Below are 23,010 nucleotides of genomic sequence, written 5' to 3'. Positions count from 1 at the left end.
AATTTAAAGAATAACTTTCGGTGATTTCGGTGCTTCCGTGGCAATTGTTAAAAATAAAATTTGGGTCTGTGTAGGATTAATTAATTCTTTAATAAAAATCTGCGAATCTGCGGCAAACTAATCGTTTGTTACAAGAAAATGATTTTCAAATCGCCTCAATATCGTATTTTTGTTCAAAATAAATCAGGAATGAATGCAACTGAGCAAGTTGAAAAAATATTAGCTGATACTTCATTATCAACTGAACTACAAAACATAGCGCATAAAGTCCTTCATAAAGAACGTATTACTTTCGATGAGGGCGTTTACCTTTACGAACATGCGGAATTAGGTTATCTGGGCATTTTGGCTAATTTTATCCGTGAGGAAAAACATGGCGATAAAACCTATTTTAACCGGAATTTCCATTTGGAGCCTACAAATCTTTGCGTTTACGACTGCAAATTCTGCTCGTATTCCCGCTTAATTAAGCAAAAGGAAGAGGGTTGGGCTCTAACGATGGAGCAAATGCTCGATATAGTTAAAAAATATGATGATGAACCGGTAACAGAAGTTCATATTGTTGGCGGCGTTTTGCCACAATACGATGTAGCCTTTTATTCCGCTTTATTTACTGCAATCAGAGCACATCGCCCTGATTTACATGTTAAAGCTTTGACCCCTGTAGAATACCATTACATTTTCAAGAAAGCTAAAATTGATTATGCTAGCGGTATGAAATTAATGAAAGATGCCGGCTTGCAATCTATACCGGGTGGCGGCGCAGAAATCTTCCATCCTGAAATTCGGGAACAGATTGCCAAGGATAAATGTACAGGCGAACAATGGCTGGCAATACACGAAGAATGGCATAAATTGGGTATGAGAAGTAATGCAACGATGCTTTACGGTCATATTGAGCAATTCTGGCACCGTGTAGACCATATGGAAAAACTTCGTGAACTGCAAGACAGAACGGGTGGTTTCCAGACTTTTATTCCATTGAAATTCCGGAATCAGCACAATCAAATGAGCAATGTTGCAGAATCGTCGGTAATTGAAGATTTAAGGAATTACGCAATTGCTCGTATTTACATGGATAATTTCGACCATATAAAAGCATACTGGGCTATGATTAGTCGCGAAACGGCTCAGTTATCGTTAAACTATGGTGTTGATGATATCGATGGAACGTTAGATGATACCACAAAAATTTACTCAATGGCAGGCGCTGAAGAACAAACACCTGCAATGAGTACCCGCGAGTTGGTTAATTTAATTAAACAGGTTGGCCGTAAAGCAATAGAACGCGATACGTTATATAATGTCGTTACCGATTTTGAAAACGTTGTTTTTGAGGAGGAAAAGAAACCTGCTTATTATAAATTACCCGTAGTCAACTAGGATTTTAAGATTTCAAATAAATCTGCCTAATCTTAAAAATTTAAAGCAAAGTCTGGATTAAGGATATAAAATCATGTCAATCCTTTAATCCTGAAAATCTTAATTATGAAGCAAATTTATATTATCCGCCACGGCGAAACGGAACTTAACAGGCAGGGCATAGTACAGGGCAGAGGCATAAATTCTGACTTAAATGATACCGGCAGGGCGCAGGCAGAGGCTTTTTATCAAAAATATAAGAACATTCCTTTCGATAAAATTTATACATCTGAATTAAAACGCACCTGGCAAACGGTTCAAAAATTTATTGATTCCGGATTACCCTGGGAAAAGCTTTCGGGTTTAGATGAGTTGGCCTGGGGCGTTTGGGAAGGCAAACCAAATACAGAAGATTCGAGAGAGGCTTTTCGTGAGATGCTACAAAGTTGGGAAGGTGGTGATTATAAGGCTCATTTTGAGGGTGGCGAAAGTGTTCAGGATGTTTATGAACGCCTCAAGCAACCTATGGAAATTTTATCGACCCGACCGGAAGAAAAAACCGTTTTACTTTGTATGCATGGCAGGGCAATGCGTGTTTTCCTTTGTTTATTACTTGGAAAACCATTAAGTGAAATGACTGAATTTCCTCACCAGAATACAGTTTTGTATAAAATAGGTTTTGAAGATGGTAAGTTTACCGTTCTCGAATTTAATAGTGCGGTTCATTTGGATGGTTTAATGATTGGGTAATAACCATGCCTGGGTTTGTGTCTCCACGAAACGGAATCAATTATGGTTGGCGAGCAGACCTATGGCGCAATAAATAAGTAAATCGGCTTAACGCCAAACGCGTAGCGTAAAACAATGAAATACCTTGAGTAAGATAAAAATATCGGCTGTTGCTTACACCAACACCAAAGCTTTTATATACGGACTAAAACATTCGGACATCTTAAATAAAATAGATTTAAGTTTAGATATTCCTTCAGATTGTGCTGCTAAAGTGATTAGCGGTGAGGTAGATATGGGTTTGATGCCTGTGGCAGCAATTCCATTGGTGCCAAATGCCAATATTGTTGCAGATTATTGTATCGGTAGCGATGGTGCAGTAAATTCCGTATTTATTTTTAGCGATGTTCCGGTTGAAGAAATTAAAACACTAAGGCTTGACTCCCATTCCAGAACTTCGAATAATCTGGCTAAAGTATTGCTTAAGTTCTATTGGAAGCAGGAAGTAGAATTTACCGCAGATCCTGCTGCAAAAACAGATGCGATGGTGTTAATCGGCGACAGGACTTTCGGTAAAAAAGATGATTTCGCTTTCGCTTATGATATGGGCCAGGAGTGGAAAAACTTTACCGGATTACCTTTCATATATGCTGCATGGGTGGCAAACAAAGAAATCTCACAAGAATTTAAAGCTGAATTTAATGCAGCGCTGAAATTTGGCTTGGCGCATAGAAAAGAAGTTTTACAAGATTTACCTCAAACGGAGAATTTCGATTTAGAAGATTATTTGTACAACAAACTTCAATTTGAAGTAACAGAGGATAGAAAAAAAGCATTAAATATGTTTTTAGAATATATTGAGCAACTTTAAATCGAATCGCTTTTTATGAATTCTAATCTTAAATTAGCATAAAATCTATTTGCTATAATGTTTGATGAACTGAAAATTATACCGGTTGAATTACTTGAAGATTATTGTTCGCAAGTGGATGATGATTTGCAGGAGAAATTTGAAAAACTAAAGGATGCGGAAATCTTAACTGAATCTTTTAACTTTTATACTTCTGTATCAGCCATTGCGTCGTCACGTATAGAAGGCGAACAAATGGAAATAGATAGTTATATAAAACATAATTACAAAAATCTTAATCGTTTGTGTGTTTTTTGAAGAACTCGATTATAAAAAAGCAATACCTTTTTTGTTAATGCTGCAGAAATCTTTTTAGTTTTTCGATAATGATTATACAAATTAAAAGAAAAAAATGCCTCGAGAAATATAAAATATTTCCTCAACGAAATTATATAGTGGATATAGATGATTATGAATACTTCTATCCCGATTTATTTCAAAGTTATATTTTAACAATAAAGTCAAACACTTACAAAAAGCATCTTAAATCTTTAGGTAAAGAGTTATTTAGTATTTTAAGAAAAATAAATTCAGATTCTTTTATATTCTTGGGAGATGAGAAACTAGCTTGGCGTTTTCGCGATGGAAAATATAAAAATTATAAGAGCGGTATGGAATACTTTGCTAATGAAAGTATTGGAAAAAATTTTACTGGAGGTTTAGTTGTAGATAAAGAAAGTTTGATTCCTTTTGTTAAACATCTTGCTGATTTAATTAGCACAAATGGAATAGTTCAATATGTACATTTTACAAACAAAGAACAAAGTTTGCTCGGCTCCATTTGCCATTATGGAAATATTCACATAAGTAGTATAGATGAAAAAAGTGATGTTAAACTGGTAAATGCAATTTTATCTACAAGATTTGAGTACTTAAAAGGCGAATGCGAAAATCAGTTTTTTGATGGTTAAACTATAATCTAATAAATAACAGAAAGGCAACCTTATCCAGATTGCCTTTTTCAATTCTAATGTGCTTTCATTTTTCCTGCAACCGTTTCCAACTTGCTTTTCAATTTTGTTAAAGCGCCTGCAATGGCCAAATCATAATTGTTTCCGAGGTTGGTTACCGCAATAGGTTCCTTGCCGGTAATTTTTGCCTCAATTAAACAACGTTTATCTTCCAAACCATCTTTGCTGCCATTTTCATCCGATAAATGAACTTCTAATCGGGTTATCAAATCGCTGAACCTGCTCAGGGCGTCGGTAATTTGCGTTTGAATTTTATCTTCGTATTCCTGGTGTATTGTTAGGTTCTTGTCGGTATTCAGTTGAATCGTCATAATAAAATTTTTTAATTTATATATAGTATTGTAACAGACGGGAGCAAGAAACGTTTTGAAATAATGGTTAAATGTTTAATTGTAGGAATTGTTTAATTGTTATGTTATCGATTAACCGATTCAAACAATAACCGATTAAACAAACTAACAATCTTTCAACTTTTCAACAAAACAACGGTAAAATGGGTAATCGTGTTATCTTTATAGCTTTTGCAAATTAATTTCAGTTTTGGCTAAAGATACGAATAAAGAAACCCCGTTAATGCAGCAGTACAACGCCATTAAAGCGAAGTATCCAGGTGCACTTTTACTTTTTAGGGTTGGAGATTTTTACGAAACCTTCGGCGAAGATGCCATTAAAACCGCACAGATTTTAGGTATTGTATTAACCAGAAGAGGTACCGGCCCCAATGGCGGCGCTTTGGAATTGGCAGGTTTTCCGCATCATTCTTTAGATAATTATTTATCGAAACTGGTTAGGGCAGGGCAGCGTGTGGCCATTTGCGACCAGCTTGAAGATCCAAAAACAACTAAAACAATTGTTAAACGGGGTGTAACAGAATTGGTTACACCAGGTGTAGCTTATGGCGATAACATCGTCAATCAGAAATCGAACAATTACCTGGCCTCAGTTTTCTTTGATAAAACACAGATTGGCGTTTCTTTTTTAGATATTTCAACCGGAGAATTTTTGATTGCCCAAGGGAACAGCGATTATATAGACAAACTTTTACAAGGTTTTAAGCCTACGGAAGTGATTTTTCAGAAATCTAAACGCCAGACTTTTATTGAGCAGTTTGGCGACAGGTTTTATACCTTCGGATTAGACGAATGGCCCTACACTTCAGATTATGCCGAGGAAACTTTAACCAAACATTTTGACGTTACATCGCTTAAAGGTTTTGGCATTGAACGTTTGCAAAGCGGAATCGTTGCTGCCGGTGTGGTTTTGCATTATCTGGGTGAAACGGAGCATCGAAATTTACAGCATATTGCATCGATTAGCCGTATTGAGGAAGACCGCTATATGTGGTTGGATAGGTTTACGATTCGTAACCTGGAATTGGTAAATTCTGCCAATGATAATGCGGTAACTTTATTTGACATTCTCGACCATACCTGCACGCCGATGGGCGCACGTTTACTCCAAAAGTGGATTATCATGCCATTGAAAGAGTTAAAACCAATTGAAGAACGGTTAGGAATGGTCGATTTCTTTGTGAAAAATGAAGAGATTCAGCAGGAATTTTTAACGCACATAAAGCAAATCGGGGATATAGAAAGATTAATTTCTAAAGTTGGTTTGCAACGTGTTGGTCCGAGGGAGTTAGTCGCTTTGAAAAGAGCCTTAGTACATATCGAAGCTGTAAAAAAACTTGCTGCAAATTCTAAAAATTCATTTCTAATTAAAATTGCCGACCAGTTAAATCCTTGTACAACCATCCGTGAAAGAATTGAGCGGGAACTTCAGCCTGAACCGCCGGCATTGCTCATTAAGGGAAACGTCATTAATGATGGCATTGACGAAGATTTAGACCGCTTGCGTAAAATTGCTTTCGGTGGTAAAGATTATCTGGTGCAGATTCAAAAACGTGAGGCAGAGGCAACGGGGATTCCATCTTTAAAAATCTCTTTCAATAATGTTTTCGGGTATTACCTGGAGGTTACACATACACACAAGGATAAAGTGCCGGAAGGATGGATTCGTAAACAAACTTTGGTGAATGCAGAGCGATACATTACACCCGAGCTTAAAGAATATGAAGAACAGATTTTAGGCGCGGAAGAAAAAATTCAGGCTATTGAAATCCGATTGTATAATGAACTTATGTATGAAACGGCCGGCTATATCAAACCCATTCAACTTAATTCATTTTTAATTGCCCAATTGGATTGTTTATTATGTTTTGCGCAGTTGGCGAAGAAAAACCATTACGTAAAGCCAACGGTAAACAAAGATAAAATACTCGATATTAAAGGTGGTCGCCATCCCGTTATCGAAAAGCAATTGCCTGTCGGACAAGAATACATCACAAATGATGTTTATCTGGATACTGATTCGCAACAAATCATCATGATTACCGGACCAAACATGGCGGGTAAATCGGCAATTTTGAGGCAAACCGCTCTAATTGTTCTGATGGCCCAAATGGGCAGTTTTGTGCCTGCAAAAGCTGCAGATGTAGGTTTGGTTGATAAGATTTTTACCCGTGTTGGCGCCTCTGATAACATTTCATCAGGAGAAAGTACATTCATGGTGGAAATGAATGAAACAGCCAGTATTTTAAATAATATTTCGGATAACAGTTTGATTCTGCTGGATGAAATCGGTCGCGGAACGAGCACCTATGATGGTATTTCGATCGCCTGGGCCATAGCTGAGTTTCTGCACCAGCACCCGACTTCCCGTCCGAAAACATTGTTTGCCACGCACTATCATGAGTTAAATGAATTGGCGAATACCATGCCACGCATCAAAAACTTCAATGTTTCGGTTAAGGAAATGACAAATAAAGTTATTTTCTTAAGAAAATTGGTGCCTGGTGGAAGTGAGCATAGTTTCGGCATTCACGTGGCTAAAATGGCTGGTATGCCTCAAAAATTAATTGGTCGGGCTAACGAGATTTTGAAAAAACTGGAAATCGACAGAACAGAGGGCCAAAGTATAAAAGATAGCATCAAAAAAGTTCAAAATCAGGCTTATCAGTTACAAATGTTTGCCATAGATGACCCGGTTTTACTTAAAATTCGCGATACGCTGAATAATTTAGATGTAAATGCGTTAACACCGGTAGAAGCTTTGCTGAAACTGGATGAGATACAACGGTTGATAAAGAATTAGTTTAGCCACAGATTTGATCTGCCATAGAAATACAAATTTATACCACGTGTTTTTGTGATTTCTATATTTCCGTGGCGTTAAATTGACAAGATAAACTTTGGACATTAGATGAAATAAAAGGATTGATAAAGAATTGGTTTAGCCACAAATTGATAAATTAAATTTGCCAAGGAGATAAATTTTTCTGTGTACTCCGTGTTTCCGTGGCAAAAAACAATAAAATAATCTGTGAATCTGTGGCAAAAAAAATAGATGTTATGAAAGCGAAACAGCTGTATAAGTACTGGATAGTCATAATTTTTACGTTCATCTTATCTTCCTGCGGAACAAGGAAATACACGGTCAGAACGGAAACTAAAGCATCAAAAGCCGCCGATGCAATGGCAAACCTGAAAAGTAAACAACTCTATAAATTTATTACCGACTGGACAGGGGTAAAATATCGTTTTGGCGGATTAGATAAGAATGGCATTGATTGTTCAGGTTTTGCATTCTTGTTGGAGAAAGAAATCTACGGCGTAACCCTGCCACGAATTTCCCGTGACCAGGCCAAAGCTGTGAATAAAAAAAGCATCGATAATTTAAAAGAGGGTGATTTGGTTTTCTTTTCATTCGGAGGAAATGATGTTGACCATGTTGGCGTTTACCTGAATAACGGCTTTTTTGTTCACGCCAGCACCAACCGAGGTGTAATTGTTGATGATTTGAACTTGCCAGCATATCAAAAAGTTTTGGTAAAATCGGGCTCGGTAAATTGATATTCCTGATATCCGTTGATTGAAACCAACGGCAGTGAATACTGTACAGATTTATGCTGCATCCATTTCATTGCAGTCTGCTTTAGCTGACTGTAAAAGAAAATTTTCAAACTAAAACCCCTCAATCTTCGTTATAAAATTATGCGTATACTTATTATAATCTGCTTATCTTTAATTACTTATTCGGTTAATGCGCAAGTGAAGTTGCTTACGCTTGATAATTTAGATAAGCGTATCGCTAAAGGAAAAGATACAACTTATGTTATCAATTTCTGGGCAACCTGGTGTTCGCCGTGTGTGGCAGAGTTGCCAGATTTTGAAAAACTAAGATTAGCTAACCTCAAAAAGCCTGTAAAAGTGCTATTGGTTAGTTTAGATTTTAAGTCAAAGCTGCAAAAAGAAGTCATTCCATTTGTACAGAAAAATAATATTAAAGCTGAAGTTTTCCTTTTAAATGAGCCAGATCAGCAAAAATACATTGAGCGAATTGATAAAAAATGGTCGGGCGCAATACCGGCAACTTTGTTTGTAAATAAAAAGGTGAGGCGTTTTTATGAAAAGGAATTTACCGAAATAGAATTGAGCAATACATTATTAACCTTAAAATAGAATTATCATGAAAAATTTATTTCTAATTGGTTTTATTTTGATTTCGAGCCATGTCTTCGCGCAAACCCAGGGTTATCAGGTTGGTGATGTGGTTAGAGATTTCACACTTAAAAATGTGGATAATAAAACAGTTTCGCTGGCCGATTACAAAGATGCTAAAGGATACATTGTGGTTTTCACCTGCAATACGTGTCCGGTAGCAAAAGCATATCAGGATAGAGTTTCGGCCTTAAATGCATCTTATGAAAGTAAAGGCTATCCTGTTGTGGCCATAAATCCAAATGATGCAGGAACCGTTCCTGATGAAAGCTTTGAAAAAATGCAGGCTTTGGCCAAAGAAAAGAATTTCAGTTTTCCATATTTATCAGATCCAAATCATATCGTAACCAAACAGTTTGGCGCTCTAAAAACACCTCATGTTTTTATATTAAGCAAAACGGAGAAAGGAAATATTGTGGAATATATCGGCGCTATTGATAATGATGCTGAAGACGAAAATCCTGATAAAATAAATTATGTCCAAAATGCACTTAATGAATTGTCAGCCGGAAAAAAACCGGTGATTGCATCAACGAAGGCCGTTGGTTGCAGCATCAAATGGAAAAAAGGGTGATTAGCTGAATAAATCCTCGAACATTTTTAGTCAATATCAATCAGAATGCGATTTCTTAAATTATTAGAAATATCTTCTGTAATGGCAATAATTTCGTCTGGTTCATTTTTATTATTGACGACTATTTTATGGCAGCTATCTTTATATGGTAAGAGATATTCTTTATAAGCCGGCATAACATGATTGTGCCATTTGTAAAGAACGTCTTCTTCAGGATAACCCCGTTCCATGCCATCGCGCTTTACACGCCGGTCTAATGCAACCTGTTCATCCGCATCAACAAAAATCATATGATCTAATAATGCTGCAATTTCCTTAAAGTGCAGAATGAATAAGCCCTCCACAATAATAATGGGTGCCGACTTAATTTCGAGAATTTTAACAATGGCTAAAGGGTTATTGAAATTATATTCTTTTTTATAAACCACCTCGCCCGCCAGAAGCTGTTTAATATCTTTTAAAAACTGCTGACTATCAATAGTAGATGGTAAGTCGAAATTATACAATTTGTTTTCTTCCTGGGTCATGTCGCCTGCAGGAATGTAATAATCATCCTGAGAAACCAGTGTAACTTCATCCTGCTTAAAATGATGAAGGAAACAATTTAGAAAAAAAGTTTTACCTGAACCGCTTCCTCCCGCAATTCCAATTATAAATGGTTTTTTATTCAAGCTCATGCACACCGTACGTTAAATTGCAAAAAAATCTTTTGTCTAAAGCACCTAATGAGTCGGCAACAGCTTTAGTCATTACAATTATAACATCTTTTGTAGATTCGTTCTCTGTAAATTTACCAACAACCTTAGCCAAGGCAGTACGATTTGTCATTGGGTTGGTTAATTTTATTATCGTACCAATAGGCGCAGTACGGTGTAGCACAAGCATTTTTGTTGCATCTAAATCCGCATCATTAATAGAAACCGCCGTTCCTTTTTCTTCGATTTGATTTAACCCGTACCTGCTGGGTGCGCCGCGAAGTTTAGGGTCTTTAAATGATGTACTATCCGGATTTCCTTCCTGCTGCTGTTTTGATAAATCATTAACCGATTTAGGCTCAGGTGGTTTCGGAATGATAAGTTTCTGTCCTGAAGTAATGGTATTATCACCCAGCTTATTTGCCGTTCTAATCTGATATGCTGTTAAATTGAATTTTTTCGCAATGTTAAAAATCGATTCACCGTTTTCAACTGTGTAAATAAAGCTTTCGTCTTTTGGATTTTCTTTAGCGGCCGACTGCGTAACTTTTTCCGTCGTTTTTGGGATTTCGGTTATAATATCCGTAGGGATTTTTAAAACCTGACCTGTTGATAAATTATTATCGGAAAGATTATTGAGCTTTCTGATTTGATAAGCCGTTATGCCATATTGTTTCGCTATGGTAAAAATGCTTTCGCCTTTTTTTACCGTGTAGGTACCAGTCGCATCCTTAACATCTGTAGTAGAATTTACAGGCGCTTCTGCTGTTGTAAGCACTTTATCCTCTTCAATATTTTTAGTCGCAGGGATTTTTAACTTTTGCCCTATCCGGAGATTGTTTCCCGATAAATTATTGACCTTTTTTATTTCTTCAACTGTAGTACCATACTTTTCAGCAATTTTACCCAAAAACTCTTTAGGTTGAACAGCGTGTTCTATTAATGTCTGATTTGCTGCTTCCACTGTTTGCTCAGCGGGTTTAGCCTGTTCCTTCGCCTGTGTTTCAGCAACTGATTTTTGAGTTTGTACAGGTTCGCTATTTTTAACAGGTATTTTTAAAACCTGACCAATACTTAAATTAATGCTCTTTAAATTATTTAAAGCCTTCAGTTCATTAACTGTTGTACCATATTTTTCCGCAAGCATGTTTAAATTATCCTTTGGCTTAACAACATGCTCACTAACGGAAGTATTATCGGTTGAGGCTATCGGTTGTTGAATCGTATTTCCAGAAGCAGAAAAAGGGATATTAGTCGGTACTTTAATAACTACACCTATTTGAAGATATTTATTGTTATTGAAAGCCATAATTTCTTTCGGCGAAACGTTATACCGTCGTCCGATGGAATAATATGTGTCTTTTGCAGCTGTTTGATGAACGATTAATTTCTTGCCGTTGTTATTTTCCACTCCGATGGAGTCGATTACTGCATTTGCCTTGGCGCTTGCTACATTTAAAGCAAACAGAACTACAGCAGTTAAACCTATTTTATACATTTATTTTTATCTAAATTTTTATCAGGGGTAGCAATTATACGAATAATATTATAAAACCAATACAGATTTACAGGCCAATTGACATGGTTTACATAACGAATTTTGTACAGTTGAATCCATATTTGATTAATTAACAAATACTTGCAGTAATTCGTATTAATACAATTACGACTATTAAACGAATAGATAAATAAGGTATTGTTTAATTGTCGTTTTAAGGCAAACTTTTCTTTCTCTAATTTGTTAGGATGGCATATATTTAACTCTAAATAAAATAAAAATGGATGCTAAAGAAATAAGCTTAAACGAAAAGGAAGTTAAGCCTGTAGTGGATCTTTTAAACGATTATCTTGCGAACTATCACATACATTATCAAAAATTAAGGGGCTGTCATTGGAATATTAAAGGGCAAAATTTCTTCACTTTACACATTAAATTCGAAGAATTATATACGAATGCCCAATTAACGATTGATGAAATCGCAGAACGTGTACTAACATTAGGTAAACCGCCACATAGCAGATTTGCAGATTATATCAAGGAATCTAAAATTAAGGAAATTGATACCATTGGTCTTAAAGATTTAGATATGGTTGATGCGATACTAGATGATATGGCAACACTGATTGAAATCGAAAGAGAAATTTTAGAGGCGACGGCCAATGCCGGTGATGATGGTTCTAATGATATGGTGAACCGTTTCATGCAGTTTAAAGAGAAAAATACCTGGATGCTACGCTCATTCGCAGGTAAGAAATAAAAATCCTTTTATTGTAAAAAGCCGTAGATATGCAGAATTAATAGCTGTATCTGCGGCTTTTTTGTTTTTCAGAAATACTAAATATATATCTTTGGGCATGGCATACAAAAGTTTATCAGCATGTGTTAGTGATTTAGAAAAACACGGTCATTTAATCAGAATAAAAGAAGAAGTAGACCCTTATTTAGAAATGGCAGCTATCCATTTGCGTGTATATGAAAATAACGGTCCGGCTATTTTATTCGAAAAAGTAAAGGGAAGTCCCTTTCCGGCTGTTTCAAACCTCTTTGGAACTTTAGAGCGTTCTAAATTTATTTTCAGAGATACATTGCCGAAAGTGCAGCAATTGGTTTCGTTACGTAACGACCCGATGAAAGCCCTTAAAAATCCTTTGAAGTATGCCGGTTCCGCAATGTCGGCTTTATCCGCCTTGCCTTTGAGAACGCTATCGGCTAAAAATAAATTCTTAAAAACATCCATCAGTAAATTGCCGCAAATTGTGAACTGGCCAATGGATGGCGGCCCTTTTGTAACCATGCCCCAGGTTTATACAGAAGATGTAGATAAGCCGGGTATTTTGAATGCAAATTTAGGCATGTACAGGATTCAGCTCGGTGGAAACGATTATATTCAGGATAAAGAAATCGGCTTACACTATCAAATTCACCGGGGTATTGGAGTTCATCAGTCTAAAGCAAACGCTTTAGGAAAACCCCTGAAAGTAAGTATTTTTGTAGGCGGTCCGCCGTCACATCCTTTAGCGGCTGTTATGCCATTGCCTGAGGGCTTATCAGAAATGACCTTTGCCGGTGCCCTGGGCGACAGAAGATTCAGGTATTTTTATGATGATGAAGGTTTTTGTATTTCTGCAGATGCTGATTTTATCATTACCGGCATGGTTTATCCTAATGAAAATAAACCTGAAGGTCCTTTTGGCGATCACCTTGGCTATTACAGTCTGGCGCATCCTTTCCCATTGATGAAGGTTCATAACGTTTATCATAAAAAAGATGCCATCTGGTCTTTTACCGTTGTTGGTCGTCCGCCACAGGAAGATACCAGCTTTGGTGCCCTGATACACGAAATAACGGGTTCTGCAATTCCACAGGAAATTCATGGATTAAAAGAAGTACATGCGGTTGATGCTGCCGGTGTCCATCCATTGTTATTCGCCATTGGAAGTGAACGTTATACGCCATACCTAAAGGAAAGAAAACCGCAGGAAATTTTAACCATTGCCAATCATATTTTGGGTAAAAACCAGCTCAGTCTGGCTAAATACCTTTTCATTGCTGCCAGAGAAGATGATGAAAATTTAAGCACGCATCATATTTCAGAATTTTTGCAACATATTTTAGAACGGATAGACTTTAAAACAGATTTACACTTTTATACCAACACCACAATAGATACTTTAGATTACAGTGGTGATGGTTTAAACAGCGGGTCGAAAGTGGTTTTGGCTGCTGCCGGTTCAAAGAAAAGAACACTTTGGGGTGAATTACCGGTAGGATTAAATTTTCCGGACGGATTTAAAAATGCAAAAATCGCTATCCCCGGTGTTTTTACACTTCAAGCTGCAGTCTATCAAAGCCCGGAAAAAACAGCTGCGGAAATCGCATCGCTTAATATTTCATTAATGGACGCTGATTTATCTGGTTTACCGCTGATTGTATTGTGTGATGATGCTGGTTTTACTGCTGAAAATATAAATAACCTGGTTTGGATTACCTTTACCCGTAGCAATCCCGCGGCAGATATCTACGGCGTTAATGAATTTACCACCAATAAGCATTGGGGATGTAAAGGCTCACTGATTATCGATGCCCGGAAAAAGCCACACCACGCACCTGAGTTGATTAAAAGTGCTATGGTAGAGGCTAAAATTAATGAGATGGGTAACCAGGGCGCTGCACTTTTTGGCCTGATTTAGTTTGAATTTTCGAAATAAAATCCTGATTTTTAAGCATAAACTGTACTGCTAATGTTTAAAAGGTTAATCCCTGTTTTTGTAGTCGCATTTCTTTTTTCAATACAATTAAATGCTCAGTTTATTAAATCGGATAGTCTTGCACGAATACTTGAGAAATATAGTCTACAAAACAAATCGTCGGTTCTATTTATTCATTTTGATAAAAATGTTTACACCAATAACGACCAGGTTTGGTTTACAGGTTATTTACTTAAAAACGTAACTGATATAAACAGATACAATACATTATACCTGTCGTTAATTAATAATAAAGATAGTTCTGTTGTCCTTCAACATAAGTTTTTGATAGATAAGGGCTTTTCATTCGGAAGTATAACTTTACCCGACTCCATCCAAAGTGGTGATTATAGATTTGTTGCGAATACCAATATTAAATTGAACGGCAAGCCAGACGCTGAATTCGTTCAACCTGTAGCCATAAAATCGACAACCATAAATCCGCTATCCGCGAATTTATCCTTATTTAAATCTAATGATGAAAAAACTGGTAATGGAACCGTGTTGTTAAAAGCACTAACCAGTGATAATCGTTTCATTCCAAATGCAGAAGTGAGTTATATAATCGGGAGAGATACCCACATTCTAAAAACAGGTAAAGCCAAAACAAATGTTATTGGTGAAATAATGATAGATTATCCGGCAGGCAAAATTACCGCGGAAAATAACCTGGTGTCAGTCACATTAAAAAAAGATAAATACCTGAGGTATGAGAAATTTGATATTCCCCTAGATAATGTAAATCAATATCAGGTTAATTTTTACCCGGAAGGTGGCTATATGGTGGCGAACCTTAAAAATAAAATAGGATGGGAAGTTAAAGATGCTGAAGGATCTGCGATCAGTGCTAAAGCAGTTATTTTTGTTGATAACAAAGCCCTGGATACCATTTATACGAACGCTACAGGTATCGGAAGTTTTCTGTTTTATCCTCAATCAAATCAAAAATATACCGTCAAACTTTTAAAAGATGGCAATTTAATCGGAAACTACGGGATTCCTGCAAGTTTAAGTAAAGGTGTTAATATTAAATTAAATACCGCTATAGGAAATGATGAGCTCAAAATATTAGTAGAAAGTAATTCAGCTGACAAAGTATTCTTAACCGTTCATAATTACGAAAATATATACCTGGCTACAGAATTGAAATTACCAAAAAAGAATCCCTTAAGCGTTTTACTTAAACTGGATGCTATTCCTGCAGGTATTAATACCATAACCTTACTCGATAGTTTGTACAGACCGATAGCTGAACGGCTGTTTTTTGCACATTATGATGAAATTGCTCAACTTCAGATTGATGCCGATAAAGAACAATATAACACAAGAGACAGTGTTAAGCTCCGTTTAAAACTATTTGATAAAAAAGGAAGTCAATTTGATGGCGTCGTGTCGATAGCGGTTGTCCAGGCTAATAGGGTAAGCCTGATTAATAAAAAAAACATTGTTGATTATACTCACCTGGAAAGCAATTTAACTTCCTTGCCTGCAAATTCTTCGGGTATCAAATTTAATGATTTAAATTATTTAGACGATGTTTTGTTGGTTAAAGGCTGGAGGAAATATAAGTGGCCACAGCAAAAAGATATTCTTTTAGCAGATGAAAATAAAATTTCAGAATTTGAATATGCATTGAGGATTACTAAAGGAAAAAAAACATTAAAATTGCCGTTGTCTATAAATACAATTGCTGCTGGCAACATTAATAATTTTAATACAGATAGTGCCGGAAAATTCGTTTTGCCATTTCAATCGTTAATTACGGAACAAAAAAGTAAAGTATGGCTGAGCTTAAATGATAAGAATTTACTTGCTTACGATGTTAAAATAAATGATCCATTTGAGGAGATTAAACCCTTGGTGCAAAAACTCAATTATGAAAAAGATTCAAAAAAGATGGGAATGTTATCATCAGGAATCGAAAACGTAAACGCTTTGGCAGGTATCAGGCTAAATGAAGTAACCGTCAGGAAATCTAAAGACAACAGCATTAGTTTTGCTTCATTCGGCAGGAACGCATGTGGCGACTACGTCTGTCAAAACCGCATATTGAATTGTCAGAATCATCCGGTAGGTACGATGCCTGTTAAAGGTCAATCTTATTCTTCAAATGGCCATATGATTATCTACCAGGGTTGCATGGAAGATAGGGTTAAACCAAATTTCTTAATACTTAACGGCATATCCCTGCCCAAAGAATTTTATGTCGCTGATATTAAAAACAAAAATGAACCTATAAATTTTGCAACCGTTTATTGGAATTACCAAACCTTTGTGAATAAGGAGGGCGCAACTCCGATAACTTTCACTTCAGGAGATTTAACCGGCGAATTTAAAATTATTATTCAAGGTGTAACCGAAAATGGAGTTGTTTACGGAGAGCAAACAATTACCGTAAAAAAATAAAAGTCATGGTTATTTGCCATGACTTTTATAAATATAAAAACAGTGCCGCTTAAAATCTTACGCCAAGTGTCAAAAATACATTGTCGGCGGAGTTTTTAAGATTAGCCGTTGGTCCTGAACCGGTAAAATTAAAATCAGGGTAATCAGAAGAAATGGTGTAAGGCGAATTGGTTGATTCCCACTTCGTGTGACGGTAAGTAACATCTAAATAGTAGTTGTCAAAACGGTAACCTAAACCTCCGCTGTAAGCCTGAGTTGTAAAATCTAAGTTTTTATAAGGCGTGCCTGAATAAGAATAACCGCCTCTCAACATAAAATTATCGACTACCTTAAATTCTAAACCTGCCCTGTAATTAAAGTTGCCTTTGTAAAGTGCAGCGATATCACGGTTAGTATTGGTTTCTTCGGTTGCAAAATCAGATGAGAAATGAATACTGCTGTAATCAACATATTCAACATCAGCAGTGATCAGACCACTATTACCCAAAATATAAGCAATACCTCCATTAACACGATAAGGTGTTCTTAAGCTATAATCAGAATTATAGCTGGAAAGTGGATTTGTGTATTCCGGGATGCTGGAACCGTTAGCTCTTTTGTATCTTGTATTTAGGTTTTCAGAATAATTATCTGTTAAGCTGTACCATGTTGGCGTGATAAAACTTAAGCCTAACCTCAACTCACTAACTGGTTTATAAATTAAACCAAGTTTGGCATTTACACCGTTTCCTTTTGTTTGCTGGATAGAATTGTAGTTAAAAGTGTAAGTGCCATTTACAAAATCAACGGGCTGACCCACATAAGTTAAATTATTTCCGCTCTCCGTGTAGGCTAAATCAGAAGTATAATTGATATTGGTTAAGCCTAATGACAAACCTAAATAGAGTTTGTTTTCATAGTTACCGGCCATACCAATATTTACTTCAGATTGCGAACCTGACCTGTTAATAATGTTTTGCTGGTTATTGTTTAAGGCTGTAGTCGGAAAATATCCTGCAGGATCATATTCTATCAGGTAATTATCATAAGCCATTTTTTCAAGAGAACCCGAAGCTAAGCTGCCAGTAACTGTATTACCTGCCAGGTTTGCGAAATAATCGGCCATCGAACTTTTTGCGTTTTTTCCGGCATATGTGATGCTTGTATTAAAGTTGTTGGTTTTATTATAACCAATACCAAAATTTAAACTTACCCAACCCTTATTTAAATCTGAACCTTTAGGCTTATTAATAGGAGAATAAAATACAACACCTACCTGGTTTATACCCGCCTTACTTTTACTGTCGGAGGAATTAGTTCCTAAATATTCAGAACCAACTTTAAAATTATTGTATTCAGGTGTAAATGTAAAATCTGATTTTGTGAAAAACCCCAAACCCGCAGGATTGGCAGATAAAGAACTTATATCGCCACCGAGTGCAGTTTGTGCGCCGCCTAAACCTTTAAACCTCGCCGTAGCACCTAATTCAGGTTGCGAAAAACGTAATACATCACTTGTATATTGGGCATATAAAGAATTGCTGGCAAGAACTATCCCTGCCACAATAAAAATTGATCTTAGTTTCATTTTATAGAATGTGTGTATGTGCTGTAATTATCTTCCTCCGCCTCTTGTTGGTCTGCCGCCACCACCGCCGCCACCGCTACTTCCACTTGAACTGCTACTGCCACTGCTGCCAGATGATTGTGGAGGAGGAGAATAACTGCTTCTTTCTGGTCTGCTGTAACTTTGTGGTTGTGCCTGTTGTGTTTGAGGTCTATAATTATCGTCACGAGATGGTCTTGAACTTACATTTCCGGCTTGTCCATACGCAGGAGAACCGTTATACCTTTCAGGCCGGCCCGCATTGTTTGTAGAAACAGACGGGCGGCCATAATTACCACTAACAGGAGCTGTTCTGGAACCTATTGCGCCATACGAACCCCGGTTATCGCCATCTCGGTTTGGTCTTGCCCTGTAATTTCGGTTGGTATAAACACCACCAATACCACCACCATAGTAGCCGCCGCCAAAGCCATATCCGCCACCATAAAATCCACCACCCCAGCCAAAGCGATCGTAATAAGAGTATGGTCCCCAGGAATTCCAACCCCAGTTATTCCATCCCCAGTTGTTCATTCCCCAACCCATATTTCCATAATAGAAAGGATTGTTCCAGATACTGCCGTAACCATAGCCAAACCCTACACCTAAGCCATAACCGTTACTCCAGTTTAGTCCATAACCTAAATAGTTGTTATATCCATAACTGTTTCCATAGTAATAATTATCATAATATGGGTCATAATAGCCTCTGAAAGTGCTTCCATTATAAAAACGATTTATACGGGAAGAATAATCCATATCATAATACGGATTACTTGTTCCGTAGTATTCGTCATATTCCTGGTTGTTCTGTGCTTGTTGCTGCTGAGGAGCGGGGGCAACATATTCTACGGCCCTGGCTTTAGCAACCGTGTTGTAAACATCATCACCAGAACTGCTTTGAGCCAATTTTGATGTGGAGCATGAAGCAACCAATCCTGCGGCTGCTAGCATGACAATGGGTAAAAATTTAATTGGTTTCATTGTGTTTATATTTAGTTGTGTGTGTCAAAAAGTAATAAAAAACATTTTTAAAAAAAGCCGATAATCAACCATTTATCATTTAAAATTAATCACTTGCGCTGATAATCGTTTTGTAGGCATAAATTTATAAATTTGTGCCCATAATTTCACATTATTTAACACACAATTTACGTTCCAAATACATAACATGAGCAAAGAAATTACAAGCAGAGCAGCAGATTATTCCCAATGGTACAATGATATCGTATTAAAAGCTGATTTAGCGGAGCATTCAGCCGTACGTGGTTGTATGGTTATCAAGCCGAATGGCTATGCGATATGGGAGAAAATGCAGGCTATATTAGATAAAATGTTTAAAGATACAGGTCATCAAAATGCTTATTTTCCATTGTTCATTCCTAAGTCATTTTTTTCTAAGGAAGCTTCTCACGTTGAGGGCTTTGCAACGGAATGTGCAGTTGTGACACACTATCGTTTAAAAAATGATGGTAACGGGAATATCGTCGTTGATGAAACCGCAAAATTGGAGGAAGAGTTAATCGTTCGTCCAACATCAGAAACCATCATCTGGAATACTTATAAAGGCTGGATTCAATCTTACCGGGATTTACCGATTTTGATTAATCAGTGGGCCAATGTAGTCCGTTGGGAAATGCGTACCCGTTTATTCCTGCGTACTGCTGAGTTTTTATGGCAGGAAGGACATACGGCGCATGCAACTGCGCAGGAAGCCATCGAAGAAACAGAACGTATGCTGCATATTTACGCAGATTTTGCTGAAAATTGGTTAGCCGTACCGGTAATCAGAGGACGAAAGTCGCCGAATGAGCGTTTTGCAGGTGCATTGGATACCTATTGTATTGAAGCTTTAATGCAGGATGGAAAAGCCCTGCAGGCAGGTACTTCTCACTTTTTGGGCCAGAATTTCGCAAAAGCTTTTGATGTGAAATTTACAGGTAAAGACGGAAAGCTGGATCATGTTTGGGCAACATCATGGGGCGTATCGACACGTTTAATGGGAGCCCTGATTATGGCACATAGTGATGATTCCGGATTAATTATTCCACCAAAACTGGCGCCGGTTCAGGTTGTAATCGTTCCGATTTATAAAGGAGATGAGGATTTGGCTAAAATCACTGCTTATGTTAATGAATTAACGATGCGTTTAAAAGGGTTGGGCATTTCTGTTAAATATGATGACTGGGACACACAAAGACCTGGTTTTAAATTTGCAGATTATGAGATGAAAGGTGTACCGGTTCGCGTGGCGATTGGTGGCCGCGATTTGGAAAACAAAACTGTCGAAGTAGCCCGTAGAGATACTAAAGTAAAACAAACTGTACCTCAGGAAGGGTTGGATATTTACATCGCAAAATTATTGGAAGATATTCAGACCAGTATGTTTAACAAGGCTTTAGCCTACCGTGATGCGCATATTACGGAAGCTAATAGCTATGATGAATTTAAGACTTTACTCGATGAAAAGGCAGGTTTCATTTCCGCACACTGGGATGGAACATCAGAAACCGAGCAAAAAATTAAAGAAGAAACGAAAGCTACAATCCGCTGCATTCCTTTAGATAATAAATTAGAAGATGGCATTTGTATGTATTCAGGTAAACCATCAACTCAACGCGTATTATTTGCAAGAGCATATTAATTTGAATGTAAAAGGAAGATGTAAGAACGAATAAGGTAAAATAGATAAGTTAAAATGGAGGATGGAAAACGGGCGATGTAAGATGGATATTCAAAACCTTATCTTATTATACGCACATCTTGATACTTGATACTAAAATCTTGATACTTGATACTTGATACTCACATCTCAATACTTAATACTAAAATCTCGATACGACTAAAATGAAATTCGCAACAAAAGCTATACACGCTGGTCAGGAGCCTGATCCAACTACAGGTGCCGTAATGACACCCATATATCAAACGTCTACGTACTGGCAAAAGTCGCCGGGGGATAACAAAGGTTACGAGTATTCCAGGGGAACAAACCCTACGCGTAAAGCTTTGGAGGATTGCCTTGCCGCATTGGAAAATGCAAAATATGGTTTGGCTTTTTCAAGCGGAATGGGCGCTACCGATGCTGTTTTAAAGTTATTGCAGCCTGGTGATGAAGTGATTACAGGTAACGATTTATATGGTGGTTCTTACCGGATTTTTACCAAAATATTTACGAAATACGGTATTAAGTTTCATTTCTTAGATTTATCTAAGCCTGAAAATATGCTGCCTTACATCAACGATAAAACCAAACTGGTTTGGATCGAAACACCAACAAATCCAACCATGCAGGTTATTGATATTGAAGGTGTGGCTAAAATTACCAAAGATAAAAACCTGATTTTAACGGTTGATAATACATTTGCCTCTCCTTACCTGCAGAATCCGATTGATTTGGGCGCAGATATTGTAATGCATTCGGTGACTAAATATATTGGCGGTCACTCTGATGTGGTTATGGGCGCTTTGGTTACTAATAACGAAGTTTTATATAAAGACCTTTGGTTTATTTACAATGCATGTGGTGCAACGCCTGGTCCCCAAGATGCGTTTTTAGTTTTAAGGGGTATAAAAACTTTGCATTTGCGAATGAAAGCGCATTGTGAGAATGGGGAGAAAATTGCACATTACCTTAAAAAACATCCAAAGGTAGACAAAATTTACTGGCCTGGTTTTGAAGATCACCCTAATCACGATGTTGCTAAAAAACAAATGCGGGGCTTTGGCGGAATGATTTCAATCACATTGAAAGGAGCCGATTTAGAAGAAACCTTTAGAATCTCATCTAACTTTAAAGTTTTTACTTTAGCAGAATCTTTAGGCGGCGTAGAATCCTTAATCAATCATCCGGCTACGATGACACATGGTTCAATTCCAAAAGAAGAACGTGAAAAAGTTGGGGTAACCGATAATCTTTTACGTTTGAGTGTTGGTGTTGAAGATATTGATGATTTACTCGAAGATTTGGAAAACGCCTTAAAATAAAATATTAATTTCTTTAATCCGGTAGTTTAATGGTTTCGGCTATTCGCTATCGGATTATTTTTTAAAATACAAATGGATTTCCTAGATCTCAAAAACTTTCTCGATGCCAAAGTTGAGCAGTATAACCGGCCCGATTTTATTGAGAACGATCCAATTTGTATTCCACATCTTTTCACAAAGAAGCAAGATATTGAAATAGCAGGTTTTTTTGCTGCGGTTTTGGCCTGGGGGCAACGAAAAACAATTATCAATAAATGCAAGGAGTTATTAAGCCGGATGGATAATGCGCCTTATGATTTTGTATTAAACCACAGCGATGATGAGCTGAAACGGTTATTAAATTTCAAGCATCGTACATTTAACGATACGGATTTACTGTATTTTATTGCTTTCTTTAAATTTCATTATACACATTATAATAGCCTGGAACAAGCTTTTGTTCCTGATGAAAATATATTTCTTTCCGGTTTTACAGCGTTATCTTTCGATAACGCAAAGGTGTCACTTTCCGGTGATGTTTATCTTTCTGCTCAACTAAATTTTACAATCGAACAATCTTTAAACCATTTTAGAAGCTATTTCTTCTCGATAGAAGACTTCCCTCATCGAACAAAAAAACATATTTCCGCTCCAAAACAAAAATCTACCTGCAAACGATTAAATATGTTTTTACGCTGGATGGTTCGTAAAGATAATATGGGGGTAGATTTTGGAATTTGGAATACCTTAAAAGCGCCAGACTTAATTTGTCCCTGTGATGTCCATGTAGATAGAGTAGGGCGTTTATTGAATTTAATTACCAGGAAGCAAACAGATTGGTTTACAGCATTGGAATTAACGCAAAGCCTTCGGAAATTTGATGATTCAGATCCGGTTAAGTACGATTTTGCACTTTTTGGCTTAGGGGTAGAGAAAGTAATGTAACAGTATTGATTGATAAAAAAACTGACATTAAACTTCATTTTTAGCGCTAATCTTGCTATA

20 protein-coding genes are annotated in these 23,010 nt (G+C 36.9%); 15 read left to right on the top strand and 5 right to left on the bottom strand.

Going from position 1 to position 23,010, the window contains the following annotated elements; all coding sequences use genetic code 11:
- Positions 1-189 precede the first annotated feature (189 nt).
- From mqnE to O0931_RS06965, 5 genes are all read left to right on the top strand, one after another.
- Positions 190-1,383, top strand: a complete 1,194-nt coding sequence (gene mqnE / locus O0931_RS06985) for an aminofutalosine synthase MqnE (RefSeq protein ID WP_269415434.1) — start codon at positions 190-192, stop codon at positions 1,381-1,383.
- Between the two features lie 105 nt (positions 1,384-1,488).
- Positions 1,489-2,112, top strand: coding sequence for a histidine phosphatase family protein (locus O0931_RS06980; protein ID WP_269414841.1), 624 nt, complete (start codon positions 1,489-1,491; stop codon positions 2,110-2,112).
- A gap of 124 nt (positions 2,113-2,236) precedes the next feature.
- Positions 2,237-2,962, top strand: a complete 726-nt coding sequence (locus O0931_RS06975; protein ID WP_269414840.1) for a menaquinone biosynthetic enzyme MqnA/MqnD family protein — start codon at positions 2,237-2,239, stop codon at positions 2,960-2,962.
- A gap of 57 nt (positions 2,963-3,019) precedes the next feature.
- Positions 3,020-3,259 (top strand): hypothetical protein, encoded by a 240-nt coding sequence (locus tag O0931_RS06970; protein ID WP_269414839.1) that lies wholly within the window; start codon positions 3,020-3,022, stop codon positions 3,257-3,259.
- A gap of 137 nt (positions 3,260-3,396) precedes the next feature.
- Complete coding sequence (locus O0931_RS06965) at positions 3,397-3,912, top strand: RNA-binding protein (protein ID WP_269414838.1); 516 nt, start codon at positions 3,397-3,399, stop codon at positions 3,910-3,912.
- Between the two features lie 56 nt (positions 3,913-3,968).
- Here the strand turns inward: O0931_RS06965 and O0931_RS06960 are convergent, their stop codons facing one another.
- Positions 3,969-4,283 carry an HPF/RaiA family ribosome-associated protein gene (locus O0931_RS06960; RefSeq protein WP_269414837.1) on the bottom strand — a complete coding sequence of 105 codons (315 nt, stop codon included), beginning with the start codon at positions 4,281-4,283 and terminating at the stop codon, positions 3,969-3,971.
- A gap of 229 nt (positions 4,284-4,512) precedes the next feature.
- Here O0931_RS06960 and mutS point away from each other — a divergent pair, with 229 nt between their 5' ends.
- The 4 genes from mutS (at position 4,513) to O0931_RS06940 (ending at position 9,105) form a co-directional block, all read left to right on the top strand.
- On the top strand, positions 4,513-7,125 hold the full coding sequence (mutS, locus tag O0931_RS06955; protein WP_269414836.1) for a DNA mismatch repair protein MutS: 2,613 nt from the start codon (positions 4,513-4,515) through the stop codon (positions 7,123-7,125).
- A 257-nt stretch (positions 7,126-7,382) separates the two neighbouring features.
- A complete protein-coding gene (locus O0931_RS06950) occupies positions 7,383-7,883 on the top strand; it encodes a C40 family peptidase (protein WP_269414835.1) in 501 nt (166 codons plus the stop codon).
- 141 nt (positions 7,884-8,024) lie between these two features.
- Positions 8,025-8,492 (top strand): TlpA disulfide reductase family protein, encoded by a 468-nt coding sequence (locus O0931_RS06945; protein WP_269414834.1) that lies wholly within the window; start codon positions 8,025-8,027, stop codon positions 8,490-8,492.
- A 7-nt stretch (positions 8,493-8,499) separates the two neighbouring features.
- Positions 8,500-9,105: a thioredoxin family protein gene (locus O0931_RS06940; protein WP_269414833.1), complete on the top strand. Its 606-nt coding sequence runs from the start codon at positions 8,500-8,502 to the stop codon at positions 9,103-9,105.
- Positions 9,106-9,131: 26 nt separating this feature from the next.
- Here O0931_RS06940 and O0931_RS06935 read toward each other — a convergent pair whose 3' ends face one another.
- Positions 9,132-9,776, bottom strand: coding sequence for a uridine kinase family protein (locus O0931_RS06935; protein WP_269415433.1), 645 nt, complete (start codon positions 9,774-9,776; stop codon positions 9,132-9,134).
- Positions 9,769-11,298 carry a LysM peptidoglycan-binding domain-containing protein gene (locus O0931_RS06930; RefSeq protein WP_269414832.1) on the bottom strand — a complete coding sequence of 510 codons (1,530 nt, stop codon included), beginning with the start codon at positions 11,296-11,298 and terminating at the stop codon, positions 9,769-9,771. The genes O0931_RS06935 and O0931_RS06930 overlap by 8 nt, the downstream gene beginning before the upstream one ends.
- A 280-nt stretch (positions 11,299-11,578) precedes the next feature.
- Here O0931_RS06930 and O0931_RS06925 point away from each other — a divergent pair, with 280 nt between their 5' ends.
- The 3 genes from O0931_RS06925 (at position 11,579) to O0931_RS06915 (ending at position 16,454) form a co-directional block, all read left to right on the top strand.
- Positions 11,579-12,058: a Dps family protein gene (locus O0931_RS06925; protein WP_269414831.1), complete on the top strand. Its 480-nt coding sequence runs from the start codon at positions 11,579-11,581 to the stop codon at positions 12,056-12,058.
- Between the two features lie 97 nt (positions 12,059-12,155).
- Complete coding sequence (locus O0931_RS06920; RefSeq protein ID WP_269414830.1) at positions 12,156-13,991, top strand: UbiD family decarboxylase; 1,836 nt, start codon at positions 12,156-12,158, stop codon at positions 13,989-13,991.
- 51 nt (positions 13,992-14,042) lie between these two features.
- Complete coding sequence (locus O0931_RS06915) at positions 14,043-16,454, top strand: hypothetical protein (RefSeq protein WP_269414829.1); 2,412 nt, start codon at positions 14,043-14,045, stop codon at positions 16,452-16,454.
- A gap of 49 nt (positions 16,455-16,503) precedes the next feature.
- Here the strand turns inward: O0931_RS06915 and O0931_RS06910 are convergent, their stop codons facing one another.
- Together O0931_RS06910 and O0931_RS06905 are read right to left on the bottom strand one after the other, a co-directional pair.
- The gene (locus O0931_RS06910) at positions 16,504-18,021 is read right to left on the bottom strand and encodes an OmpP1/FadL family transporter (RefSeq protein WP_269414828.1); all 1,518 of its coding nucleotides are present in this window, start codon (positions 18,019-18,021) and stop codon (positions 16,504-16,506) included.
- A 27-nt stretch (positions 18,022-18,048) separates the two neighbouring features.
- Positions 18,049-19,023: a hypothetical protein gene (locus tag O0931_RS06905; protein WP_269414827.1), complete on the bottom strand. Its 975-nt coding sequence runs from the start codon at positions 19,021-19,023 to the stop codon at positions 18,049-18,051.
- 187 nt (positions 19,024-19,210) lie between these two features.
- Between O0931_RS06905 and proS the strand changes: the two genes are divergently transcribed.
- The 3 genes from proS (at position 19,211) to O0931_RS06890 (ending at position 22,950) form a co-directional block, all read left to right on the top strand.
- A complete protein-coding gene (gene proS / locus O0931_RS06900) occupies positions 19,211-20,683 on the top strand; it encodes a proline--tRNA ligase (protein ID WP_269414826.1) in 1,473 nt (490 codons plus the stop codon).
- A gap of 203 nt (positions 20,684-20,886) precedes the next feature.
- A complete protein-coding gene (locus tag O0931_RS06895; RefSeq protein ID WP_269414825.1) occupies positions 20,887-22,026 on the top strand; it encodes a cystathionine gamma-synthase in 1,140 nt (379 codons plus the stop codon).
- 72 nt (positions 22,027-22,098) lie between these two features.
- On the top strand, positions 22,099-22,950 hold the full coding sequence (locus O0931_RS06890) for a TIGR02757 family protein (RefSeq protein ID WP_269414824.1): 852 nt from the start codon (positions 22,099-22,101) through the stop codon (positions 22,948-22,950).
- Positions 22,951-23,010: the final 60 nt, after the last annotated feature.

The organism is Pedobacter rhodius (genome assembly GCF_027213645.1).
GTDB lineage: Bacteria > Bacteroidota > Bacteroidia > Sphingobacteriales > Sphingobacteriaceae > Pedobacter > Pedobacter rhodius.
The sequence above is the reverse complement of the archived record's forward strand: the minus strand, read 5'-3'. Positions and strand labels throughout refer to the sequence as shown.

Excerpts from the sequence above, each read along its gene's own strand:
- mqnE (WP_269415434.1), top strand. The coding sequence starts at position 190 with ATGAATGCAACTGAGCAAGTTGAAAAAATATTAGCTGATACTTCATTA.
- O0931_RS06980 (WP_269414841.1), top strand. The coding sequence starts at position 1,489 with ATGAAGCAAATTTATATTATCCGCCACGGCGAAACGGAACTTAACAGG.
- O0931_RS06970 (WP_269414839.1), top strand. The coding sequence starts at position 3,020 with ATGTTTGATGAACTGAAAATTATACCGGTTGAATTACTTGAAGATTAT.
- O0931_RS06960 (WP_269414837.1), bottom strand. The coding sequence starts at position 4,283 with ATGACGATTCAACTGAATACCGACAAGAACCTAACAATACACCAGGAA.
- O0931_RS06950 (WP_269414835.1), top strand. The coding sequence starts at position 7,383 with ATGAAAGCGAAACAGCTGTATAAGTACTGGATAGTCATAATTTTTACG.
- O0931_RS06945 (WP_269414834.1), top strand. The coding sequence starts at position 8,025 with ATGCGTATACTTATTATAATCTGCTTATCTTTAATTACTTATTCGGTT.
- O0931_RS06940 (WP_269414833.1), top strand. The coding sequence starts at position 8,500 with ATGAAAAATTTATTTCTAATTGGTTTTATTTTGATTTCGAGCCATGTC.
- O0931_RS06930 (WP_269414832.1), bottom strand. The coding sequence starts at position 11,298 with ATGTATAAAATAGGTTTAACTGCTGTAGTTCTGTTTGCTTTAAATGTA.
- O0931_RS06925 (WP_269414831.1), top strand. The coding sequence starts at position 11,579 with ATGGATGCTAAAGAAATAAGCTTAAACGAAAAGGAAGTTAAGCCTGTA.
- O0931_RS06920 (WP_269414830.1), top strand. The coding sequence starts at position 12,156 with ATGGCATACAAAAGTTTATCAGCATGTGTTAGTGATTTAGAAAAACAC.
- O0931_RS06915 (WP_269414829.1), top strand. The coding sequence starts at position 14,043 with ATGTTTAAAAGGTTAATCCCTGTTTTTGTAGTCGCATTTCTTTTTTCA.
- O0931_RS06910 (WP_269414828.1), bottom strand. The coding sequence starts at position 18,021 with ATGAAACTAAGATCAATTTTTATTGTGGCAGGGATAGTTCTTGCCAGC.
- O0931_RS06905 (WP_269414827.1), bottom strand. The coding sequence starts at position 19,023 with ATGAAACCAATTAAATTTTTACCCATTGTCATGCTAGCAGCCGCAGGA.
- proS (WP_269414826.1), top strand. The coding sequence starts at position 19,211 with ATGAGCAAAGAAATTACAAGCAGAGCAGCAGATTATTCCCAATGGTAC.
- O0931_RS06895 (WP_269414825.1), top strand. The coding sequence starts at position 20,887 with ATGAAATTCGCAACAAAAGCTATACACGCTGGTCAGGAGCCTGATCCA.
- O0931_RS06890 (WP_269414824.1), top strand. The coding sequence starts at position 22,099 with ATGGATTTCCTAGATCTCAAAAACTTTCTCGATGCCAAAGTTGAGCAG.